23 protein-coding genes are annotated in these 22,982 nt (G+C 51.7%); 8 read left to right on the forward strand and 15 right to left on the reverse strand.

The annotated features are described in order from the left end of the window. Window positions 1-15: 15 nt before the first annotated feature. The 5 genes from nrdG to treR all read right to left on the reverse strand — a co-directional run bounded on the left by nrdG (window position 16) and on the right by treR (window position 7,365). The gene (gene nrdG, locus OGX99_RS01980; protein ID WP_286542425.1) at window positions 16-480 is read right to left on the reverse strand and encodes an anaerobic ribonucleoside-triphosphate reductase-activating protein; all 465 of its coding nucleotides are present in this window, start codon (window positions 478-480) and stop codon (window positions 16-18) included. A gap of 159 nt (window positions 481-639) precedes the next feature. Next, window positions 640-2,778 carry an anaerobic ribonucleoside-triphosphate reductase gene (nrdD, locus tag OGX99_RS01985; RefSeq protein ID WP_151217433.1) on the reverse strand — a complete coding sequence of 713 codons (2,139 nt, stop codon included), beginning with the start codon at window positions 2,776-2,778 and terminating at the stop codon, window positions 640-642. A gap of 408 nt (window positions 2,779-3,186) precedes the next feature. Next, the gene (gene treC, locus OGX99_RS01990) at window positions 3,187-4,839 is read right to left on the reverse strand and encodes an alpha,alpha-phosphotrehalase (protein WP_286542428.1); all 1,653 of its coding nucleotides are present in this window, start codon (window positions 4,837-4,839) and stop codon (window positions 3,187-3,189) included. 49 nt (window positions 4,840-4,888) lie between these two features. Continuing rightward, window positions 4,889-6,307, reverse strand: a complete 1,419-nt coding sequence (gene treB / locus OGX99_RS01995) for a PTS trehalose transporter subunit IIBC (protein WP_005134195.1) — start codon at window positions 6,305-6,307, stop codon at window positions 4,889-4,891. Window positions 6,308-6,417: 110 nt separating this feature from the next. Beyond that, on the reverse strand, window positions 6,418-7,365 hold the full coding sequence (gene treR, locus OGX99_RS02000) for a trehalose operon repressor TreR (RefSeq protein WP_151217438.1): 948 nt from the start codon (window positions 7,363-7,365) through the stop codon (window positions 6,418-6,420). 191 nt (window positions 7,366-7,556) lie between these two features. Between treR and mgtL the strand changes: the two genes are divergently transcribed. The 7 genes from mgtL to OGX99_RS02030 all read left to right on the forward strand — a co-directional run bounded on the left by mgtL (window position 7,557) and on the right by OGX99_RS02030 (window position 14,982). Next, window positions 7,557-7,610, forward strand: a complete 54-nt coding sequence (gene mgtL, locus OGX99_RS23760; RefSeq protein WP_353655333.1) for a mgtA regulatory leader peptide MgtL — start codon at window positions 7,557-7,559, stop codon at window positions 7,608-7,610. A 143-nt stretch (window positions 7,611-7,753) separates the two neighbouring features. Beyond that, a complete protein-coding gene (gene mgtA, locus OGX99_RS02005) occupies window positions 7,754-10,462 on the forward strand; it encodes a magnesium-translocating P-type ATPase (protein ID WP_252838480.1) in 2,709 nt (902 codons plus the stop codon). A gap of 375 nt (window positions 10,463-10,837) precedes the next feature. Then, entirely contained in the window at window positions 10,838-11,815 is a 978-nt protein-coding gene (locus OGX99_RS02010; protein WP_048212839.1) for a TRAP transporter substrate-binding protein, read from the forward strand. A 62-nt stretch (window positions 11,816-11,877) separates the two neighbouring features. Then, window positions 11,878-12,387, forward strand: a complete 510-nt coding sequence (locus OGX99_RS02015; protein WP_151224490.1) for a TRAP transporter small permease — start codon at window positions 11,878-11,880, stop codon at window positions 12,385-12,387. Between the two features lie 30 nt (window positions 12,388-12,417). Next, window positions 12,418-13,704 carry a TRAP transporter large permease gene (locus tag OGX99_RS02020; protein WP_003830349.1) on the forward strand — a complete coding sequence of 429 codons (1,287 nt, stop codon included), beginning with the start codon at window positions 12,418-12,420 and terminating at the stop codon, window positions 13,702-13,704. Between the two features lie 191 nt (window positions 13,705-13,895). Next, a complete protein-coding gene (locus OGX99_RS02025; protein ID WP_252838479.1) occupies window positions 13,896-14,570 on the forward strand; it encodes a hypothetical protein in 675 nt (224 codons plus the stop codon). After that, window positions 14,563-14,982 (forward strand): hypothetical protein, encoded by a 420-nt coding sequence (locus OGX99_RS02030; RefSeq protein ID WP_252838478.1) that lies wholly within the window; start codon window positions 14,563-14,565, stop codon window positions 14,980-14,982. The genes OGX99_RS02025 and OGX99_RS02030 overlap by 8 nt, the downstream gene beginning before the upstream one ends. Window positions 14,983-15,398: 416 nt before the next feature. On the opposite strand, the gene ridA is transcribed toward OGX99_RS02030, so the two are convergent. From ridA to pyrL, 5 genes are all read right to left on the reverse strand, one after another. Further along, window positions 15,399-15,785, reverse strand: a complete 387-nt coding sequence (gene ridA, locus OGX99_RS02035; protein WP_000047544.1) for a 2-iminobutanoate/2-iminopropanoate deaminase — start codon at window positions 15,783-15,785, stop codon at window positions 15,399-15,401. 76 nt (window positions 15,786-15,861) lie between these two features. Continuing rightward, window positions 15,862-16,323 carry an aspartate carbamoyltransferase regulatory subunit gene (gene pyrI, locus OGX99_RS02040; RefSeq protein WP_003025816.1) on the reverse strand — a complete coding sequence of 154 codons (462 nt, stop codon included), beginning with the start codon at window positions 16,321-16,323 and terminating at the stop codon, window positions 15,862-15,864. Between the two features lie 13 nt (window positions 16,324-16,336). Continuing rightward, window positions 16,337-17,272, reverse strand: coding sequence for an aspartate carbamoyltransferase (gene pyrB / locus OGX99_RS02045; protein WP_151224491.1), 936 nt, complete (start codon window positions 17,270-17,272; stop codon window positions 16,337-16,339). A 2-nt stretch (window positions 17,273-17,274) separates the two neighbouring features. Further along, a complete protein-coding gene (locus OGX99_RS23765; RefSeq protein WP_106875647.1) occupies window positions 17,275-17,328 on the reverse strand; it encodes a pyrBI operon leader peptide in 54 nt (17 codons plus the stop codon). After that, window positions 17,309-17,410, reverse strand: coding sequence for a pyr operon leader peptide (gene pyrL / locus OGX99_RS02050; RefSeq protein ID WP_003025819.1), 102 nt, complete (start codon window positions 17,408-17,410; stop codon window positions 17,309-17,311). The genes OGX99_RS23765 and pyrL overlap by 20 nt, the downstream gene beginning before the upstream one ends. Here pyrL and OGX99_RS02055 point away from each other — a divergent pair. Continuing rightward, window positions 17,390-17,512: a hypothetical protein gene (locus OGX99_RS02055; protein ID WP_123268762.1), complete on the forward strand. Its 123-nt coding sequence runs from the start codon at window positions 17,390-17,392 to the stop codon at window positions 17,510-17,512. The two genes, pyrL and OGX99_RS02055, sit on opposite strands and share 21 nt — an antisense overlap. On the opposite strand, the gene OGX99_RS02060 is transcribed toward OGX99_RS02055, so the two are convergent. The 5 genes from OGX99_RS02060 to arcA form a co-directional block, all read right to left on the reverse strand. Then, entirely contained in the window at window positions 17,509-17,988 is a 480-nt protein-coding gene (locus OGX99_RS02060) for an arginine repressor (RefSeq protein WP_151217448.1), read from the reverse strand. The two genes, OGX99_RS02055 and OGX99_RS02060, sit on opposite strands and share 4 nt — an antisense overlap. Before the next feature lie 144 nt (window positions 17,989-18,132). Beyond that, the gene (locus OGX99_RS02065) at window positions 18,133-19,536 is read right to left on the reverse strand and encodes a YfcC family protein (protein WP_187253635.1); all 1,404 of its coding nucleotides are present in this window, start codon (window positions 19,534-19,536) and stop codon (window positions 18,133-18,135) included. 55 nt (window positions 19,537-19,591) lie between these two features. Then, entirely contained in the window at window positions 19,592-20,596 is a 1,005-nt protein-coding gene (gene argF / locus OGX99_RS02070; protein WP_151224494.1) for an ornithine carbamoyltransferase, read from the reverse strand. A 21-nt stretch (window positions 20,597-20,617) separates the two neighbouring features. Next, the gene (gene arcC, locus OGX99_RS02075; RefSeq protein ID WP_210904378.1) at window positions 20,618-21,544 is read right to left on the reverse strand and encodes a carbamate kinase; all 927 of its coding nucleotides are present in this window, start codon (window positions 21,542-21,544) and stop codon (window positions 20,618-20,620) included. 9 nt (window positions 21,545-21,553) lie between these two features. Next, on the reverse strand, window positions 21,554-22,774 hold the full coding sequence (arcA, locus tag OGX99_RS02080; RefSeq protein WP_187253636.1) for an arginine deiminase: 1,221 nt from the start codon (window positions 22,772-22,774) through the stop codon (window positions 21,554-21,556). Between the last annotated feature and the right edge of the window lie 208 nt (window positions 22,775-22,982).

Genomic DNA, 22,982 nt, shown 5'->3' on the forward strand with positions numbered 1-22,982 from the left:
TTTACCGCCTGAAAATTAACGCAAACGATGTACTACCTGGTTGCTGCTGCCGCGCCAGATTAGCGCCGGGTCTTTGAGATCCAGCACGTATTTGCCATCGACCAGCACGTTGATGAGGTCGACAACCTGCATTTGCGCGGCGTTGAGTTCATCTAGCTTGTAGCCGGTCCACACCCAGATATCTTTCCCAGGGCACTCAGCGCGAACGCGCTGCACTAGTTTCAGGATATCCGGCACGTTTTGCGGATGCAGCGGATCGCCGCCTGAGAGCGAGATCCCCTGGCGCTTGATTCGCGTATCGTTCAGATCGGCAATGATCTTGTCTTCCATCTCTTTGGTAAATGGCTCGCCGGAATTGAGCCGCCAGGTGCTTTTGTTATAGCAGCCGGGGCATTCATGCACGCATCCGGAAACAAACAGCGTACAGCGGGTTCCGGGGCCGTTAACGATGTCGACGGGGTAATATTGGTGAAAGTTCATTTTCGCTTCTCAATTGACGCCATTACTGCGTTGTCTGCGCTCGCTCACCCGGGTCACTTACTTATGTAAACTCCCCGGGATTCACTTGCTTGCCGCCTTGTCCTGGCGCCAATTGCTTTGCGAAAAGCGTCGCATCGCCAGGCAATAATACTGCCGAAATTAACCTATCTGCCCATTACCTAAATGCTTAACGCGGCGCTTCACTTCTTCCTGCTTACCGGCGTTAAACGGACGGGCGTCCGGGCTGCCTAAATAACCGCAGACGCGGCGGGTGACCGACACGCGCGCGGCGTCGTGGTTACCACATTTCGGGCAAGTGAAGCCTTTGCTGGTGCATTCGAACTCACCGGTAAAGCCGCACTCGTAGCATTCATCGATTGGCGTGTTGGTGCCGTAATACGGCACGTGCTGATAGCTGTAATCCCAGACATCTTCCAGCGCTTTCAGGTTGTGCTGAATATTCGGGTATTCGCCGTAGCAAATGAAGCCTCCACTCGCCAGCGGCGGATACGGCGCTTCGAAATCGATCTTGTCGTACGGGTTAACCTTCTTCTCCACGTCGAGGTGGAAGCTGTTGGTGTAGTAACCTTTGTCGGTGACGCCCGGCACCACGCCAAACTCGGCGGTATCCAGACGGCAGAAACGATCGCACAGGTTTTCGCTCGGCGTGCTGTACAGGCTGAAGCCGTAGCCGGTCTCGTTTTTCCACTGATCAACGGCCTTACGCAGACGTTCCACAATGGCGATACCCTTGGCGCGCAGCTCCTCGCTGTCGTACAGATGTTTGTCACCAAACAGCGCGTTAATGGTTTCGTGAATACCGATGTAACCCAGCGAGATAGACGCGCGGCCATTTTTAAAGATTTCTGACACGTCATCGTCCGCTTTCAGACGCACGCCGCAGGCCCCTTCCATATACAGAATTGGCGCCACGCGAGCTTTCACGCCTTCCAGACGCGCAATGCGGGTCATCAGCGCTTTACGCGCCAGCACCAGGCGATCGTCAAGCAGTTTCCAGAAGGTGGCTTCATCACCGTGTGCTTCCAGCGCGATACGCGGCAGGTTGAGGCTGATAACGCCGAGGTTGTTACGCCCGTCGTGAATCTGTTCGCCGTTCTCATTTTCCCACACGCCGAGGAAGCTGCGACAGCCCATCGGTGTTTTGAACGAACCGGTCACTTTCACTACCTGATCGTAGTTCAGGATATCCGGATACATGCGCTTGCTTGCGCACTCCAGCGCAAGCTGTTTGATGTCGTAGTTCGGATCGCCAAACTTATGGTTCAGACCGTCACGAATCGCGAACACCAGTTTCGGGAACACCGCGGTTTTGCGATTTTTACCGAGGCCCGCAATGCGATTACGCAGAATAGATTGCTGGATCAAACGTGATTCCCAGCTGGTTCCCAGACCAAAACCAAAAGTGACGAACGGCGTCTGGCCGTTGGCGGTATGCAAGGTGTTCACTTCATACTCAAGGGACTGGAATGCGTCGTAGCACTCTTTCTCGGTACGAGAATGTGCATAGCCGTCGGCATCCGGGATCTGCCACTCTTCAGCGGTTTTACGATGCTTATTAAAGCTCTCGGTAACGAACGGCGCGAGGACTTCATCAATACGGTTAATGGTGGTGCCGCCATAAATGTGGCTGGCAACCTGCGCGATAATTTGCGCGGTCACGGCGGTCGCGGTAGAGATAGATTTTGGCGGCTCAATCTCCGCGTTACCCATCTTAAAGCCCTGCGTCAGCATGCCTTTGAGGTCGATCAGCATGCAGTTGAACATCGGGAAGAACGGCGAGTAATCGAGGTCGTGATAGTGAATATCACCACGCTCGTGCGCCTGAACCACATCGCGCGGCAGCAGGTGCTGACGTGCATAGTGTTTGGCAACGATACCGGCCAGCAGGTCGCGCTGGGTTGGGATCACTTTACTGTCTTTGTTGGCGTTTTCATTCAGCAGTGCGGAGTTGGTTTGCTCAACCAGACCACGAATTTCCTGGTTCAGACGGCCACGTTTTTCACGCTGGATATCACGGTCGTGGCGATATTCGATGTACGCGCGGGCGAGTTGTTTGTACGGGCCAGACATCAGCTGGTTTTCTACCGCTGTCTGGATCTCGTTGATATCGACCTTGCTGCGCTCATTCATCTGGCTACTAACGACTTCTGCGACGGTGGCACAGTAATCTGCGTCATCGACTCCCGCTGCTTTAGCTGCACGCAGAATGGCTTCTTTGATGCGCTCTGATTTAAACGGCACTTTACAGCCATCTCGTTTCATCACATGCGGTGTCATGATCACTCCATATTTATAAGAACAGGTTATCCACAGAGGTTGGGGAAGCGGCCATGGCTTTATTCATCTCTATTGCCAATGACTTCCCGCAATCCTGACCCACTTTATCCACAATTTCTCCGTTAAACGGTGCATTGTAGTTGTAGCAATTGTAGTCGATTAATACAACATGTTGGGTCGGCGTGCATTTTAAGTTCTATATGTAGTGATTTGCATCAAGGATGTTTACGATTTATTTGATGTAGCGCAAAGTAAAAATCGGAGCGTACAGATGACGGGCAGTACAGCGATTGTAAATTGTAGGCAGAAAATTCTGATTAATTATTCAACAAAAACAGTAGGGTAAACGTAGTGTCAGCAGTGAAGCCCGGCAACACTACATGAACCGGGCCTGACGCCAATTGCAAGCTATTTTTGCAACCACCAGACGGCCTCAAAAGGACGCAGTGTCATGTCCCCAGGTTGGCTGGCGACCTCGGCATAGTTGTGCATCAGCACCTGCCAGTTTCCATCGGTCTGGGCTGGCTGCCAGCTCTGAAAGGTATCGCTCAGATTGGCAATGACCAGCAGCCGCTGCCCTTGCCACTCGCGTTGGTAACACCACAGATGCGGGCTGTCCGGTAACAGATCCTGATAGTCGCCCCAGGTAATAACTGGCTCCGCTTTGCGCAATGCGATCAGCTTCTGATAGGTGTAGAACACTGAGTCGGCATTGCTCAGCGCTGCCGCCACGTTGATCTCCACCGCGTTGTCACACAGATTGATCCATGGCTCGCCCTTGGTAAAGCCCGCGTGTTGGCTGGCATCCCACTGCATCGGCGTGCGGCTGTTATCGCGGGATTTACTGGCGAGGATCGCCAGCAATTCGTCGGCATCTCGCCCCTGACCGTTCAGTTCGGCAAACATGTTATGGCTTTCTACATCGCGATAATCGGTAATCTGGCGGAAGTGCGGGTTGGTCATGCCGATCTCTTCACCCTGATAGATATAGGGCGTGCCCTGCATGCCATGCAGCACCATCGCCAGCATTTTAGCTGCTGGGACACGGTATTTACCTTCATCGCCAAAACGCGACACGATGCGTGGCTGGTCGTGGTTACACCAGAACAATGCGTTCCACGCTTGATTATGCATGCCCTGTTGCCAGTGGCGGAACAGAGTTTTCAGCGCCACATAGTCGGGTTTGGCTAACGTCCACTTCTCACCATTGGGGTAATCCACTTTCAGGTGGTGAAAGTTAAAGGTCATCGACAGTTCACTGCCATCGAGCGCGGCGTACTGCTGGCAGTTTTCCAGTGTGGTGGAAGACATCTCGCCCACCGTCATCAGGCCGCGTGGCGTGAAGACGTCGCGGTTCATCTCGCGTAAAAACGCATGCGCGCGCGGGCCATCGGTATAAAAACGCCGCCCATCGCCGTCGGGATCATTCGGGAAGTCCTGATCTTTAGAGATAAGATTCACCACGTCGAGTCGCAAGCCGTCCACGCCGCGATCGGCCCAGAACTCACAGACTTTTTTTAGCTCGGCGCGGACCGCCGGGTTCTCCCAGTTCAGGTCTGCCTGCTCCGGAGCGAAGAGGTGCAGATAATACTGCTCGCTTGCGGCGTGCCAGCCCCAGGCGCTACCGCCAAATTTGGAGCGCCAGTTATTCGGCGGGCTGTCTGGCGTGCCGTCGCGCCAGAGATAAAACTGACGATACGGGCTGTCTTTATCCAGCGCTTCGCGAAACCAGGCGTGCTGGGTTGAGGTGTGGTTAAACACCATATCGAGAATAATACGGATGCCGCGCGCTTTTGCCTGTGCCACCAGTTCGTCAAAGTCTTCCAGCGTACCGTAGGCAGGATCGACAGACAGGTAATCCGCGACGTCGTAGCCGTTATCAACCTGCGGTGAAACATAGAACGGCGTCAGCCAGATGGCATCAACGCCCAGTTTTTGTAGATAGTCGAGACGCTGCGTCACGCCGCGTAAATCGCCGGTGCCGCTGCCGGTGGTATCCTGAAAACTCTTGGGGTAAACCTGATAGATAACGCCGTTTTGCCACCAGTGGGGAATAGTCATGGTTGTTTCCTGGAAATACGTTGGGGCGCAACTGCGCCCCGAAGAAAAGTTAGATAATTTGTAATGTGCCCAGACGATATTTTCTCTGGTAAACAAATGAGGTCAGTACCATCGGGATAACAATCGCAATGGCCATCGCCATACCAAATACCTGCCAGTAAGTCGGCTGGATGGAGAGGATGCCCGGCAAACCGCCGACACCAATCCCGTTTGCCAACACACCGTTCAGGCCGCACAGCAGTCCGGCGAGACCGGAGCCGATCATCGCGCACAGCATCGGGAAACGGTATTTCAGGTTGATGCCGTACATTGCCGGTTCAGTGACCCCGAGATAAGCGGAGATGGCAGCAGGGACTGAGATTTCACGTTCATTGTGTTTGCGACTGGAGATAATGATGCCCACCACCGCAGAGGCCTGAGCGATATTCGACAGTGCGATCAGCGGCCATACCGGTGTGCCACCCATGCTCTGAATCATCTGCATGTCGATGGCTAGCGTGGTCTGATGCACGCCGGTGATCACCAACGGGGCGTACAGGAAGCCGAACAACGCCGCGCCGATCGGGGCAAAGCTGCCGGTCAGCAGATGACGGACCGCAAACGCGACACCGTCGCCGATCATGCGACCAAACGGACCGATGAAGGCATGCGCGAGAAACACTGCAAGGATCAGCGAGCACACCGGGACGATCACCAGATACAGATAATCTGGCACGATGCGTTTCATGCGCGTTTCAATAAACCCGAGCGCCAGACCGGCCAGCAACGCTGGAATAACCTGTGCCTGGTAACCCACTTTCTCAATACTGAACAGGCCGAAGTTCCACACTTCCGGCACCTGCTGACCGAGCAAATAGGCGTTCATCAGCTGCGGTGAAACCAGGGTTACGCCCAGCACAATACCGAGGATTGGCGTACCGCCCATTTTCTTCACTGCCGACCAGCAGATCCCGACTGGCAGATAGAAGAAGATTGCTTCGCCAATCAGCCACAGGAAGTCGTAAAGGGTTTTCAGCGAAGGATGCATCTGTGCCAGCGTCTGGCCGTTGCTCATGGGCAGATCGCCGATCACGTTACGAAAACCTAAGATCAAGCCGCCGCTAATCAGCGCGGGCAGCAGCGGGAAGAAGATCTCCGCAAAATGAGAAATCAGCTGTTCGTGCCATTTCATATTCTGCCGCGCCGCTTTTTTCGCCTGCTCTTTGTCGGCGCTGGCTTGTCCGGTAGTCGCCAACAGCGCTTTGTAGTAATCGCCCACCTCGGTGCCAATCACCACCTGAAACTGTCCGGCGTTGGTGAAGCAGCCTTTGACCATCGGTAACTGTTCGATCTCTTTCGGCCTGGCGTTAGCAGGCTGATTCAGCACAAAACGCAGGCGAGTAATGCAGTGACTCACCGTGGCGATATTGTCGCGCCCGCCTACCAGCTCAATCAGCCGGTCGATGTCTGCTTGTTTAATTTTGCTCATTATTAAGCCCTATTGTTGACCTGCCGCCAGAGTATATCGTCGATGAAAATTTAAAAATGGGAACGTTCCCGAAACGCAGCGAAGATCACAAATTGACGCTCAGAAAGCAATCAGGAGAGGCTGGAGGGAATAACGATTTGTCGTGGTTCGCTACGGCCGTTGATCTGCTCGATCAGCTGTGAGGCCGCTTGTCGTCCGGCTTCGGCGTATCCTGGATCGACGGTGATAATTTCCGGATGGAGGAATTTCATCAGCGGCGTGCTGCCCACGCTTGCCAATTGCAGGTTCTCAATTCGCTGCTCCTGCAGGTATTTGCTGACCCCAAGGGCGAGGGTGTCTGTCGCGCAGACTAATGCGGTGGTTTCCGGGGTGATAACACTGGCGGCCTGCTCATAACCCTGCTTCATGGCCAGACCCGGCAGCGCGGCGACGGGGTGTAATTTATGTTTCTTACAGAATGCCAGATAGGCTTCATGGCGGCGCTTCCCGGTGGTCACGTCGCTATGGGGAACGCCAAGAAAGCTGATCTGGCGATGCTCGCGATCGTACAGACGTTGCATCAGGGTAAGAATGGCACCCTCATCGTCATAGCAGACGGAGGCAATGCCTTTGGCATCTCTTGCCAGCAGCACCAGCGAATCTTGCCAGGTGGCGAGCATGGATTCAGTAATACCGGTAAAACCAAACAGCACCACGCCGTCAATATTACGGCGTCTGAGCATACCCAGATGTTCCTCTACCAGCTCAGGCGAGAACTGACTTTCCATCATGATCGGGTCGTAACCCTGCTCATAAAAGGCGGGCAGCATGGTTTGGACGGCGAGATTTTCCGAAAGCGAGTCCAGACGCGTGACGATAATCGCCACCACTTTGTCACTTTGTCCGCGCATGGCGCGTGCGGAGCGGGAAGGAGAGAATCCGTGCTGATTCATCACGGCTTCAACGCGTTCGCGGGTGCGTTCGCTCACGCCGCTTTCGTTGTTGAGAACGCGGGAAACGGTTGATTTTCCCACGCCGCTTAAGCGGGCGATGTCTTTAATTGTCAGCCGGTTTTGCATCCTGTTTTCCCGTGTTGCGTGCGAAGTTATGCCAAAGAGAGAATAACTTTACTCACGCGCAGTGCAATGGGCAAAGTCTGGTATACGTTTGGTTTAGTTTCCATGGTTTATCATACCGCCATAATTGCCACAAACCTTATGGTTTTCTGCGTATAATCCGCGGCGCAAATCATTCACTTACCGGAGGCTATATGGATCCCGATCCCACCCCTCTCCCTAAAAGGAGAAACAACCCTTTCCGGTAAGCCTGTCTTTCACTGTCTTACCGGAACAGTAAGACAGTGACGTTCTGACGTCCCTGTTACGATTATTAGATTGCCATCAGGCAAGGATTTGCCACGCCTGAAGGATTTACTGCCCTGTTTATACGGGGGCAGAGGGACTGCCTATGTTCAAAAATATTACTCGCCAGCTGTTTGCCCGGCTAAACCGCCATTTACCGTATCGTTTGGTGCATCGCGATCCGCTCCCCAATGCGCAGACCGTTGCCAACACGCCGATCCCGCCTTCGCTGAGCGAACATTGCCTGAAAATGGCGCTGATGGACGAAGAAGCGTTGTGGAAAACGTTCGGCACGCACCCGGAAGGGTTGAACGCTGCAGAAGTGGAAAACGCTCGCGAGTTACATGGCGAGAACCAGCTACCGGCGCAGAAGCCGTCGCCATGGTGGGTACATCTGTGGGTCTGCTACCGCAACCCGTTTAATATTCTGCTGACTATCCTCGGTGCGATTTCCTATGCCACCGAGGATCTGTTTGCTGCGGGCGTCATCGCGCTGATGGTTATCATCTCCACGCTGCTGAATTTTGTGCAGGAAGCGCGTTCCACCAAAGCGGCGGATGCGTTGAAAGCAATGGTCAGTAACACCGCGACGGTGCTACGCGTCATCAACGAGAAAGGGGAGAACGGCTGGGTTGAACTGCCGATCGACCAGCTGGTCCCTGGTGATATTATCAAACTGGCAGCAGGGGATATGATCCCAGCCGATCTGCGTGTGGTGCAGGCTCGTGATCTGTTTGTGGCACAGGCTTCGCTGACCGGCGAATCGCTGCCGGTGGAGAAAGTCGCCACCAGCCGCGACCCGCAGCAAAGCAACCCGCTGGAATGCGATACCCTGTGCTTTATGGGCACTAACGTGGTGAGCGGTACGGCGCAGGCTATCGTGATTGCGACCGGCGCTAATACCTGGTTCGGGCAACTGGCGGGCCGCGTCAGCGAGCAAGAAAGCGAGCAGAATGCCTTCCAGAAAGGGATCAGCCGCGTCAGTATGCTGCTGATCCGCTTTATGCTGGTGATGGCGCCGATTGTGCTGATCATCAACGGTTATACCAAAGGCGATTGGTGGGAAGCGGCGCTGTTTGCGCTGTCTGTGGCGGTGGGATTGACCCCAGAGATGTTGCCGATGATCGTCACCTCAACGCTGGCACGCGGGGCGGTGAAGCTGTCAAAACAAAAGGTCATCGTCAAACACCTCGACGCCATCCAGAATTTTGGCGCGATGGATATTCTGTGTACCGATAAAACCGGCACGCTGACGCAAGATAAAATTGTGCTGGAGAATCATACCGATATCTCCGGCAAGCCCAGTGAACACGTCCTGCATTCTGCGTGGCTGAACAGCCATTACCAGACCGGGCTGAAGAATCTGCTGGATACGGCGGTGCTGGAAGGCGTGGACGAAGAATCCGCCCGCCGTCTCTCTACCCGCTGGCAAAAAATCGACGAGATCCCGTTTGATTTCGAACGCCGCCGCATGTCGGTGGTGGTCGCTGAAGAAACCGATGTACATCAACTGGTGTGTAAAGGCGCGCTGCAGGAGATCCTTAGCGTCTGCACCCAGGTACGCCACAATGGTGAGATTGTTCCGTTAGACGACAACATGCTGCGTCGGGTGAAACGCGTCACGGACACGCTGAACCGTCAGGGGCTGCGCGTAGTGGCGGTGGCAACGAAGTATCTGCCCGCGCGTGAGGGCGATTACCAGCGTATTGATGAATCCGATCTGATCCTCGAAGGCTATATCGCGTTCCTCGATCCGCCGAAAGAGACCACCGCACCGGCGCTTAAAGCGCTGAAAGCCAGCGGTATTACGGTGAAAATCCTCACCGGCGATAGTGAGCTGGTGGCGGCGAAAGTGTGTCATGAAGTGGGACTGGATGCGGGTGATGTGGTTATCGGTAGCAGCATTGAGGGGTTAAGTGATGACGAGCTGGCCCAACTTGCCCAGCGCACCACGCTGTTTGCTCGCCTGACGCCAATGCACAAAGAGCGCATTGTGACTCTGCTCAAGCGTGAAGGTCATGTGGTCGGTTTTATGGGGGATGGCATTAACGACGCTCCGGCGCTGCGCGCGGCGGACATTGGCATCTCCGTTGATGGCGCGGTTGATATTGCCCGTGAAGCGGCAGATATCATCCTGCTGGAAAAGAGCCTGATGGTACTGGAAGAAGGGGTGATCGAAGGACGTCGTACTTTTTCTAACATGTTGAAGTACATTAAAATGACGGCCAGTTCTAACTTCGGTAACGTATTTAGTGTGCTGGTGGCGAGCGCCTTTTTACCGTTCCTGCCAATGTTGCCGCTGCACTTACTGATTCAGAACCTGCTGTACGATGTATCCCAGGTGGCGATTCCGTTTGATAACGTTGACGAAGAGCAGATCAAAAAGCCACAGCGCTGGAATCCCGCCGATCTGGGCCGCTTTATGCTCTTCTTTGGGCCGATCAGCTCCATTTTCGACATTCTGACATTTTGCCTGATGTGGTTCGTCTTCCATGCGAATACGCCAGAACATCAGACGTTGTTCCAGTCGGGCTGGTTCGTGGTGGGTCTGCTGTCGCAAACGCTGATTGTGCATATGATCCGTACACGTCGCGTGCCGTTTATCCAAAGCCGCGCCGCATGGCCGCTGATGCTGATGACGCTGGTGGTGATGGTGGTGGGTATTGCATTGCCATTCTCGCCGCTGGCCAGCTACCTGCAATTGCAGGCGCTGCCGCTGAGCTACTTCCCGTGGCTGATTGCGATCCTGGCGGGTTACATGACATTGACCCAATTAGTGAAAGGTTTTTATAGCCGCCGCTACGGCTGGCAGTAATCCTCAACATCTCTGCAGGATGGTGTTAATACCATCCTGCATTTCACTTTTTCATTCGAAAGATATTCTCCCGAAATATTGGTGTTTTATTTTTATTGAAATACTAACGCGGGTTGTTAGTATCAAATCGCCATCCTTGCGTTGTTTATTTATCAATAAAACGATCTGTATTGCAAAAATGAAACAGTGTGCTAAAAATTTTAAGTGTCTGCGATTTTTTGTGAACGTAGTCATCGAAATAAATTGTTACACCAGTTAGTCTGCGCAGGTAACGTCGGTAAGAAAGTTTCTCGCTGCCCGTTTTTAATTCCGGCAGTCATTTGCTCTGCAAGCTATTCCTGTTAATGGATATTATGAACTTCTGGAGAAGGACAAATGAAACTGACAAAAAACCTGTTAAGTCTGTGTATTGGCGCGTCTGTATTACTGGCGAGTCATGCAACGCTGGCACAAACCTTTCGCGCCGCAGATGTGCATCCGGCTGATTACCCGAACGTTGTTGCCGTGAAACATATGGGGGAAAAACTTAGCGCTGCCACCGACGGTCGTTTGGAGATTAAAACCTTTCCCGGTGGCGTGTTAGGCGACGAAAAGCAGATGATTGAGCAGGCGCAATTAGGTGCTATCGATATTATTCGTGTCTCAATGACGCCAGTCGCCGCTATTCTCCCTGAAATTAACGTGTTTACCCTGCCATATATTTTCCGTGATGAAGACCATCTGCATAAGGTTCTCGACGGCATGATTGGTCAGGAGATTGGCGACCGCCTGACGGCCAACACCAAATCGCGGCTGGTGTTCCTCGGCTGGATGGATGCCGGAACGCGCAACCTGATCACCAAAAATCCGGTGGTGAAACCGGAAGATTTACACGGTATGAAAATCCGTGTTCAAGGGAGTCCGATAGCGCTGGATACCCTGAAAGCGATGGGCGCTAATTCCGTTGTCATGGGCGTCAGCGAAGTATTTAGCGGTATGCAGACCGGCGTTATTGATGGCACGGAAAATAACCCGCCAACGTTTGTTGCGCATAACTATTTGCCGGTCGTGAAAAACTATACCTGGAGCAAACACTTTATTATTCCTGAGCTTTTTCTGTTCTCGAAAGCCAAATGGGATAAGTTGAAAAAAGAAGACCAGGACCTCATTATTAAACTCGCCAAAGAAGCACAGGTAGAGCAACGAAAACTTTGGCAGGATTATAATGCGAAATCGCTGGAGACCATGAAAGCCAATGGCGTTCAGTTCCACGATATTGATACGGACTATTTCTATAAAGCCACGCAGTCAGTGCGGGATAATTACGGTAAAGACCACCAGGATTTGATCAAACGAATTCAGGATGTGAAGTAATTCATCAGGTGGAGGATATCAACCCTCTGCCTGAATCTTTTGATTAATTCGAGGTGATGATTATGGGTGAATGCTATTCATCGGTAATGGATTTTCTTTATCGGGTGTCAATGTGGATTGCCGGTATCGCATTATTGGTCATGGTCGCCATTATCCCCATTGGTATATTCGCGCGTTATGTTCTGAATAACGCCCTGTCATGGCCTGAACCCGTCGCTATTCTGTGTATGGTGACATTCACCTTTATTGGCGCGGCGGTGAGCTATCGTGCAGGCTCGCATATTGCGGTAAGTATGGTGATTGACCGTCTGGGTGAGGCTTCCCGCCGTTATTGCTCGGTAATCGCTGACGTTATGTTAGTGGCGATAAGCCTTTTTATCCTCTGCTACGGAACCAATCTCTGTCTTGAACTGTGGGGCCAGCCCGTGGCCGAATTCCCGCTTTTAAGCGCCGGGCAAAACTACCTTCCATTACCGATTGGCTCTGCCATAACGCTGCTGTTTATCGCAGAAAAGATTTTCCGTGGTCCGCAGTACCAACGTCCTGTTGTCATGCTGGGATCGACCAGCTAGTTACCGCCCCCATTTCAGAAAGGAAAGCAGATGGATGCATTTATTCTCGTCTTTACGCTCGGCATTATGCTGGCAATTGGGGTACCGGTAGCGTATGCGGTTGGCATTAGCGCCATCATTGGGGCCTGGTACATAGATATTCCGCTGGAAGCGGTAATGATCCAACTGACCAGCGGGGTGAATAAGTTTTCGCTGCTGGCGATCCCATTCTTTATTCTGGCTGGGGCTATTATGGCCGAAGGGGGAATTGCGCGGCGACTGGTGAACTTTGCCTATATTTTTGTTGGCTTTATTCGCGGCGGACTGTCGCTGGTAAACATTGTGGCATCAACCTTTTTTGGCGCTATTTCTGGATCGTCTGTAGCTGATACCGCATCCATTGGTTCGGTAATGATCCCGGAAATGGATAAAAAAGGTTATCCGCGCGACTTTGCCGCGGCGGTAACGGCCAGTGGTTCGGTGCAGGCGATTCTTACGCCGCCCAGCCATAACTCGGTTATCTATTCGCTGGCTACAGGCGGCACGGTGTCGATTGCCGCACTGTTCATCGCCGGGATCCTGCCGGGCCTGCTGTTAAGCCTCAGCCTGATGGTGATGTGCGTGGCTTTTGCGCACAAGCGCGGTTATCCAAAAGGGGAACGCGTACCGTTTCGCCAGGCGCTGAAGATTTTCGTCGATACGCTGTGGGGCTTGATGACGGTTGTGATCATCATGGGCGGCATTTTGTCAGGTATCTTTACCGCGACGGAGTCTGCGGCGATTGCCTGTCTTTGGGCCTTCTTTGTCACCATGTTTATCTATCGTGACTATAAATGGTCTGAGCTGCCGAAGCTGATGTTCCGCACGGTGAAAACGGTCACGATCGTCATGATTCTGATAGGCTTTGCTGCTGCGTTCGGTGCCGTCATGACTTATATGCAGTTGCCGATGCGGATCACCGAAGCCTTCACAAGCATCTCGGATAACAAATATGTCATCCTGATGTGCATTAACATCATGCTGCTGCTGATCGGTACGCTGATGGACATGGCGCCGCTGATCCTGATCCTGACGCCGGTGCTACTACCGGTGACTAACGCGCTCGGTATTGATCCGGTCCATTTTGGCATGATCATGCTGGTGAACTTAGGGATTGGCCTGATTACGCCACCGGTAGGGTCGGTGCTGTTTGTGGCCAGTGCGGTGAGTAAGCAGAAAATAGAGCAGGTGGTAAAGGCGATGCTGCCATTCTACCTCGTGCTATTCCTGGTGCTGATGCTCGTGACATACATTCCGGCGATTTCGCTATTCCTGCCGAAACTGTTTGGTGTAATGTGATAAATGCCCGGTGGCGCTCACGCTTACCGGGCCAACCTAAATTCACTCCGGGCTTCCATGCCCGTTTTTTTGTCTTTCGCCCAATACAGCTAAATATTTTCTGAATTATGGCATTGCCAGTGTCTTCCAACAGAATACGCTAGATTATAAATGTTAACATCTTGTCATGTTAATTATTCTTAGGCGGTATTATGAACGGTTATATATTGGGGAGAGATGATCCTGAATATAGTATTGATGTTGGAAGTGGTGAATGGTGCAGTGCGGGGAATTTTTCAGATCAATTTTATTATTATAAATATTACCTGGAACAGTTGATTGATGGGAGCTTATATTTAAAGTATCGCTATCCTTTTGCTCGAGAAAATTTACTGCATTATTTGCAAAATACGGGTGAAGACATACATATTAACTTAACTGATATGATGGGAAAATCAGCCCAGTTAAAGGATAATTATGTGCAATTATTGGATGCAGCAAAGAGTTTTTGTAAAACATTATCGCCAGGCCAGCATGAGTTTACTTCTGAGCATGTTAATACTGATGATTTTATTTCTAGCGATCCAGACTTGTTTTATGCTATAGGAGGTTATCAATACTGGGGCAAAGGTCAGGTGCAAATTACCGAAGATAAGTATAAAAATACGATGAGCAATGGTAGTAGATTATGTAGTTATGATTTGACATTTCAGTTTAAGTTTTTTGACAGGTATAACTGGAATATTAGTGTCGCAAATTCTGGCGTTCGTTTAGGTAGTATCGTTCCGGTGAATGATACTTTTATGGGGAGGTTTCATCAGGAGTGTCTGGCCAGAGAGTACAATGTTTTTGGTGCCATTGAGTCAGAGGTAAAATGGCATGACTGAGCATAGCACTCTATTTTACATGGAAAAAATACTTACTTTCGCTTTAGTTTGTGCCTTTTGTTATATGCTGTATATTATTTCGGTTTGCTGGTTACCCGTGCGTGAAAGTCACTATCTTCTGGTTGTACAATGGTGCCGTAACGATGATTCAAATACCCACTATGCAAAGAATTTATCCTGGCATGGTTTATATGTTTATTTGGAGAAATCGTCTGGGGATATTATTGTAAGGGAAATGAACATTCCTCTACACGATCCATTTCAGTCTTACCGGTACGTTTACCGTAAAATTGCACATGAAAATGATATATCCTTGGTCGCAGAGAAATGGGGGCTAATTAAGTGTCAGGAAAAAAATAAAGCGCTCATTGGTTCATCTGGTTATTCTTTTTTATGGAGACATGACCAATGAACACTTTTATAAGACGAGCTACTATAAAAATATTTTGTTTACTAATTATAATGTTTATCTGTATTTTTTCTATTAATTCAGTTGAAAGATATAACAATATTGTTAGTTTTAAAATTCACAATAAGATAGTTTATACATTGGAAAAAATGATAATGATAATGATAATGATAATGATAATGATAATGATCTCAAAATTAATGTTTATAGTTCAAGGTTGTATTGGGTTTTAGGACAAACCTGTTTCTCAGAGAATATAGAATCACAGCAAAAAGGGGAAATGGAATTATATAATTGGGGAGTGGGGATAATCGAAAATGAAACCATCACCTTAAAGAATAATGGAAGAGAATTGATTTTTTCAGTTATAGGTTGCAATACTTAAGGAACCCTGCCAGAGCAGGGCTCTCTAATAAGATTTAGCGACGAACGGCGATCGCTTCAATCTCGATTTTCACGTCTTTCGGCAGACGGGCCACTTCCACGCAAGAACGCGCCGGGAAGGTCGCGTTGTGCTCGGTGAAGAACGCTTCGTAGGTGGCGTTGACGGTAGCGAAATCGTTCAGGTCTTTCACGAAGACGGTCGTTTTTACGATGTCGCCCACTTTCAGACCAGCTGCTTCAACGATAGCTTTTACGTTTTCCAGCGACTGACGTGCCTGAGCGGACACGTCTTCCGCTACGGCACCGGTTTTCGGATCGACCGGGATCTGACCGGAAGTGATTACCATGCTACCCAGGTCAACGCCCTGAACGTATGGGCCGATTGCTGCTGGTGCATTTTCCGTCGCGATAGTCTTGCTCATGATTTCTCCTGAATTACAGCGGTAATAGAATGTTCCCGGCCATTATAGGGAGCCGGGAAACCATTACCAACCTCAATTAGTTGGCCAGCACCACATAATGCGAAAACTCTTTTTCACAGTATTTGCATTTGAGTGCGATATCATCAGCGCGTTTTTTCACTGCAAAACTGGAAGAAACCGGCTCAGCATGGCTGATGCAGTTGCTGTTCGGGCACACCAGTACGTTGTCGATGCGCTCCGGCAGGCTAGGGCGTGATTTACCCACCACGTCGTAATCATCAATGCGGTTTACCGTTGCCTGCGGAGCGTACAGGGAGAGCTGGTTGACCTGCTCGTCGGTCAGGAACGTATTTTCGATTTTAATCAGGTCTTTACGGCCCATCTCACCAGACGGCAGGTTCAGTCCGATGGTGATGCGCTGATCGGTTTCAGTCAGTTTGAACAGCGTCAGTAGCTTAAAACCAACCTGTGCGGGAATGTGGTCAATCACGGTGCCACGTTTGATGGCTTCAACCTGCAGTTTGTTATCGTGTGTCATCTCTTTTTCTCCCTTACAGTGCCAGTTCGCTATTCAGTACCAGTGCCAGTAACGCCTGGCGGGCGAAGATGCCGTTGCCAGCCTGCTGGAAATACCAGGCGTGCGGCGTCTTGTCGACGTCGGTGGTGATTTCATCGATGCGCGGCAGCGGATGCAGCACCTTCATGTTCTCTCTGGCTCCCGCCAGATCGCTGGCACGCAGAACAAACTGTGCTTTTACGTTGGCGTATTCGGATGGGTCCAGACGCTCTTTCTGCACGCGGGTCATGTAGAGAATGTCGACCTCCGCCATCACTTCTTCAATCGTGCCGTGCAGGCTCCAGGCAATACCTTTTTCATTCAGCATATCCAGAATGTACTGCGGCATCGCCAGCGCGTCCGGGGCGATGAAGTAGAAACGGTTACCTTCGAACTTCGCCAGCGCCTGCGTCAGGGAGTGGACGGTACGGCCATATTTCAGGTCACCCACCATGGCGATGTGCAGATTGTCCAGGCGACCCTGCGTTTCCTGAATGGTAAACAGATCCAGCAGCGTTTGGGTCGGGTGTTGGTTGGAGCCGTCGCCCGCGTTAAGAACCGGAACGTTACCAGAGAATTCTGTTGCCAGACGCGCGGCACCTTCCTGTGGATGACGCATCACGATGGCGTCGACGTAGGTGCTGATGACGGAAATGGTGTCGGCCAGCGTTTCGCCTTTTTTACCCAGCGAGGTGTTGGCACTGTCAGAGAAACCCACCACGCTGGCACCCAGGCGGTGCATCGATGTTTCAAAGGATAAACGGGTGCGGGTCGACGCCTCAAAGAAGCAACTGGCGATGACCTTATGCTTTAACAGCTCCGGCTGTGGGTTCGCTTTTAATTTCGCCGCCGTTGCGAGGACCAGATTGAGGTCATCGCGGCTGAGGTCGTTTATGGAAATGATGTGTTTTTGATAGAGCGGGTTAGCCATGTTTATCTCCTGACGCCTGGGCAAAAAAAAAGCCCCTCAATTGAGGGGCTCGGAATGGGTGATCAACGGAAAGAAAAACGGCAGGCCAGCGTCCTTTTTCAGACGCGGTAAGACAAAATGTCGTACACACTGAACCATACATCCTCCCGGCAAATTGTCCGCGATTATACTCAGCTCCGTTATGGGATCAAGCGAAAAATGCACAATTTATTCATCGCAAACGGTTCTTATGAATTTTAATTCATTTTAAATAGATAATTAATCTGTTTGTGAACCAGGGCTGTTCGCTGTACAACCCGCGGTGCGACCCAGACAATACTGCTACCGGCAATGACGCCGAGAATTTCTGGCAACGCGTGATAATCGAGGATTCTGGCAACGGCACGGCCATAGCCTGCCGCCGTGTGGATGAGGATAAATTCGCTATTGTGTTCCACGCTGACCACCATTTCAGCAATCGAGCGGGCAGCATCAGGAGCGGGTCGCGATTGCGGATTTACAGAATAAATTTTTTGCCCTTTTGTATTTCTTATTTTTATCGCACCCAGCAGTTTTAGCAGACGAGATACCGTTGACTGGCTAATCCCGGTAAAACCATGCTGTTGTAGATCGCGGCGAAGCGCTTCCTGGGACAGGTAGCTTTTTTCGCTAATCAGGCGCTGACAAATCGCCAGCTGTTTCTGCTCTTTGGTCGAGTAATCATCGAGTTCCTTCATAAAAACACCCTAAATTTATCATTTGTATCAATGTGATGGCGAAATTCACCACATTTGCAGTATCAATAACGGCTCAAACGGGCGGTTGTGCAGAAAAACGAGAGCACGCACAAAAAAGCCGTCGGGATCCGACGGCCAAAACGGCTACAGCATCGCGCCGATACTCAGGACGACCATGTTCAGCACCGTCAGAACCAGCAGCAGCGGGGCGACCCATTTCAGGTAGCGCACATAAGGAACGCGAGCGATGGCCAACCCTCCCATCACGACGGCTGAAGTAGGGGTGATCAGATTCACAATGCCGGAAGCGGATTGGTACGCGGTGACGACCAAATCCCTTTGCACATGGGCGAAGTCGGCCAGTGGGGCCATAATGGGCATCGTGAGCACCGCCAGGCCAGACGAGGAAGGGACCAGGAAGGAGAGCAACACTTCCAGCCAGTAGGTCACATTGATAAAAATGGTGGTGGACAGACCGGAGACTAAATTTTCGGCGCTGTGCAGAATTGTGTGGGTAATCATACCGTTATCCATCACCACGACGATACCGCGCGCAATACCGATAATCAGCGCCACGCCGAGCAGATCCCGCGCGCCGTCAATGAATGTGCTGGTGAAGCCCTCTTCACTCATACGGGCAATCACGCCGACGATAATCGCTGAGGCCAGAAAGACTGCGGATATTTCTGCCATCCACCATCCGAGTACCGCGACGCCATAAATCATTACCGCAAAGGCGGCGGCGAATATCAGCAGGATCCACTTACGCGTAGCCGTGAATTCAAGGTTAGCATTGCCGCGATTACCGAGAAAATGGGCGCGGTTTTCCTCCATTTTATCCGCCACAATCGACAACTCCGGGTGATTACGGACTTTGCGCGCATAACGCATGACCCACACCACGCAGATAACATAGCCGATGACCAGCAGCAGAATGCGCATCAGCATTCCCTGCGTGAAAGGGATCCCGGCGGCGTTTGCGGCGATGACCGTCGCAAAAGGGTTGATGGTCGAACCGAGCGTGCCGATGCCTGCGCCGAGTAGCACGGTCGCAGCAGCAACCAGTGGATCAAAGCGCGCGGCCATCATGACCGGAACCAGCAATGTGTAGAATGGGAGTGATTCCTCCGCCATGCCGTAAATCGTGCCTCCGGCGGCGAAAAGCCCCATCAGAATGGGGATCATCCACTCTTCTTTTCCGTTCAGCCTGACCGTCACGCGTTCGATGCCGGCATCAATGGCGCCCGTTTTGTTTACCACGCCGAGAAACCCACCGATGATCAGGACAAACAGCGCAACATCAATTGCGCCTGCGGTGTAGGTTTCGTGGTTATAAAGCCCGTCAATCGGTGCCAGCAGGACAGCGGTTATGCCTTGCGGATGCGCCTCTGTAGGGGCATAGGTACCGGCAACCGGCACTTCTTTGCCGAGGGTAGCATTCATCGCCATCTGGTATTTCCCTGCCGGGACAATCCAGGTCATAACGGCGACGAGCGCAATAAGAATAAACAGGATGGTATACGCGCTGGGAAATTTGAATTTGCCCATGATGTTCTCCGGATAGCTTGGGCATATGCCGCCAGGCGACACATGCCCGCAGGGGTTAGTCGCCGAGTGTCGCTACCATGACCGCTTTAATGGTATGCATCCGGTTTTCCGCTTCGTCGAAGACGATGGAATGTGCTGACTCAAATACCTCTTCCGTGACTTCAAGCCCTTTCAGGCCGTAAGCCGCTTCGATTTCACGGCCCACCTTGGTGTGCTCATTATGGAAAGCGGGCAGGCAGTGCATGAATTTCACGTTAGGATTGCCGGTCGCATTGATGACCTGCTGGTTAATTTGATAAGGCGTCATCAGGCTGACGCGTTCTGCCCACGCTTCTTTAGGTTCGCCCATCGAAACCCAGACATCGGTGTAGAGAAAATCTACGTCGTATACCCCTTCCGCAACATCGTCCGTGAGCGTAATGCGTGCGCCTGTTACGCTGGCGATTTCGCGGCATTCGGCAACCAGCGCCTCGTCCGGCCAAAAGGACTTTGGCGCGACCAGACGAATATCCATCCCCATTTTCGCCGCGCCGACCATCAGTGAATTGCCCATGTTGTTGCGAGCGTCACCAAGATAAGCGAAGCTCAGTTCGGGTAAGGTTTTCCCTGGCGCGTGTTCAAGCATGGTCATCAGATCGGCAAGGATCTGCGTAGGGTGGAATTCATTCGTCAGCCCGTTCCAGACCGGCACGCCAGCAAATTCACCCAATTCTTCAACGATCTCCTGGCCGTAGCCGCGGTATTCGATGCCGTCATACATGCGACCCAGCACGCGAGCGGTATCTTTCATCGACTCTTTATGACCGATCTGCGAGCCGCTTGGACCGAGGTAGGTCACCTGTGCGCCCTGATCGAAAGCACCGACTTCAAAGGCGCAGCGGGTGCGCGTTGAGGTTTTTTCGAAGATCAGCGCAATATTTTTACCGACCAGCGTTTGCCTTTCGCGCCCGGCTTTTTTTGCCGTTTTTAACTCGATAGCCAGATCGATCAGGTACTGGATTTCCGTTGGGGTGTAGTCCAGCAGTTTGAGAAAATTGCGATTTTTCAGGTTAACAGTCATGAAAATATCCTTAATGTTGGGTTATGCGTTGGCGGCTTCCAGGCGAATCAAGGTGCCTTTGTCACCGGCGAGAATGGCCGGGCCGTCGGCCAGTGAGCCGATGCCTGCAATTCCGTGGCAGTGAGAGACAAATTCCGCGCAGGCGGTGACTTTAGGGCCCATTGAACCGGCGTCGAATTGCATTTCACCGAGCAGTTCCGGCGTCACCTGGGCCAGCGGGCGCTGGGTAGGTTTGCCCCAGTCGAGATATACGGCGTCGGCATCAGTGAGGATCAACAACGCATCGGCATGGAGTTGGCGGGCGAGCAGGGCGGCGGAGAGATCCTTGTCGATCACCGCTTCAATGCCGTGGAAGCCATCGGCTTTTTCCACCACCGGTACGCCGCCGCCGCCGTTGCAAATCACCAGATGATCGCGGGCGATCAGTGTGCGAATGGCGTCGCTTTCAACGATGCGTTTGGGCTGTGGAGAGGGCACAACGCGACGGAATGTTTTGCCATCGGCTTTGAAAATCCAGCCCTTTTCCGCGTGTAGCGTTTTAGCCTGTGCATCGTCGTAAATCGGTCCGATATATTTGGTCGGATTGCTGAAAGCCAGATCGTGGGCATCGACTTCAACCTGAGTCAGCAGGACGCTAATTTCACGTTGTGGCAGTTGGTTTTTCAGCGCTTGTTGCAGCATATAGCCAATCATTCCCTGACTTTCCGCGCCGAGAATGTCGAGCGGATAAGGGGTGACACGGTCATAAGCGCTGTTTTGCAACGCCAAAAGTCCAACCTGTGGGCCATTGCCGTGCACCAGAATCACACGCCATTGCTGCGTGAGTTGAGCGATAGTTCTTGCTGCCAGCTCAATGTTCTTGCGCTGGATGTCAGCTTCCAGCGGCTCTCCGCGTTTGAGCAGCGCATTGCCGCCCAACGCCACAACCAGGGTAGGTTTGTTTTCCATAACGTCTCCTTAAATACCGTCGCGTTCCAGCGGGCAACTCATGCAGCGCGCACCGCCGCGCCCGCGTCCCAGTTCGTCGCCAGGAATGGGTAAAACGGTGATACCGGCTTTGTCGTATTTCTCGTTGGTCCAGATGTTGCGCTCGTAGCCCACCACCACGCCGGGGCGCAGCGTCAGGACGTTGTTGGCGTCGTTCCACTGTTCGCGTTCAGCTTCGAAGGCGTCACCCCCGGTGGTGATAAGCGTTATTTGGTCGAGACCCAGCGCTTTTTCGAGGGCGTGTACCAGCGTACTTTCCTGGGTACGTTTCAGGCCGCCGCGCCCGTCTGGCGTCAGGGTCCAGCACTGGACATCCGGGCGCACTACTTCCGGATAGACGGAAAAGGTATCGATATCGATGTGGGTCATGACGGTATCGAGGTGCATACAAGAGCGATGTTTCGGCAATTCGACCGCGATGACGCGTTCAGCCTGGCGATGCCTGAACAGCGACTGGGCAAGGAACTCAATACCCTGCGGCGTGGTACGTTCCGACATACCGATGAGTACCGCGCCGCGACCAATGACCAGCACATCGCCACCTTCTAAAGTGGCGTGGTCATAATTAATATTTTCATCGCCGAAATATTTAATAAATTCACCATCGGCAAATTGTGGATGCCAACGGTAAATTGCTCGCAGGTTATTGGTTTCCCGCTGGCGTGCGGTTTTTGCCATCGGGTTAATGGATACACCGTTATATATCCAGCAGGAGGTATCGCGAGTAAATAAGTGGTTTGGTAATGGCTTCATAATAAAGTCATTAATATCGTGTGTATCGACCACCATATTTTTTATTGAGGCAGGAATTTCCCCGTAGGTCAGCCCACCGCTTAAATGCCGGGCGAGCTCCCGGTGCTGCATATCTGCAAGCCATGCGCGAATATCAGCAGCGAAAGCGGGGCCAAGGCGATAATCAGAGATTTGTGTCTCCAGTAGCCAGCCTTTGGCATCTGGGATATCTAAGGTTTGTGTCAATAAATCAGTGAGTAGCAGAACCTCAATCCCTTGCTGACGTAACGTGTTGGCGAAAATGTCATGCTCTTCTCCTGCACGTTCTACCGAAAGAACATCATCAAAAAGCAGTTCCTGGCAATTAGATGGCGTCAGCCTTTTTAAACTGAGATTAGGGCGATGTAGCATTACGCTACGTAATTGACCGATTTCAGACCCGACATAATGCTTTTCCATCATTATTCCTTTAATACGATTTTAAAAAATAAAGAGGAGGTGCCTGCAAATAATATTTATTGCAGTCATGATTTTTCAGCTGATTTCGGAGTCTATATTTAGATCTTATTTGGTAGAGAAACGTGATTTATTTCACAGTCAGGTTGATGGTTGGCTTTTGTTGTTTAATTTATGAGATGGCTCTGAGAATTTAAAAAATAAAAATAAG

The sequence above is a fragment of the Citrobacter sp. Cu096 genome, assembly GCF_030332285.1.
In the GTDB taxonomy this organism is placed as follows: domain Bacteria; phylum Pseudomonadota; class Gammaproteobacteria; order Enterobacterales; family Enterobacteriaceae; genus Citrobacter; species Citrobacter meridianamericanus.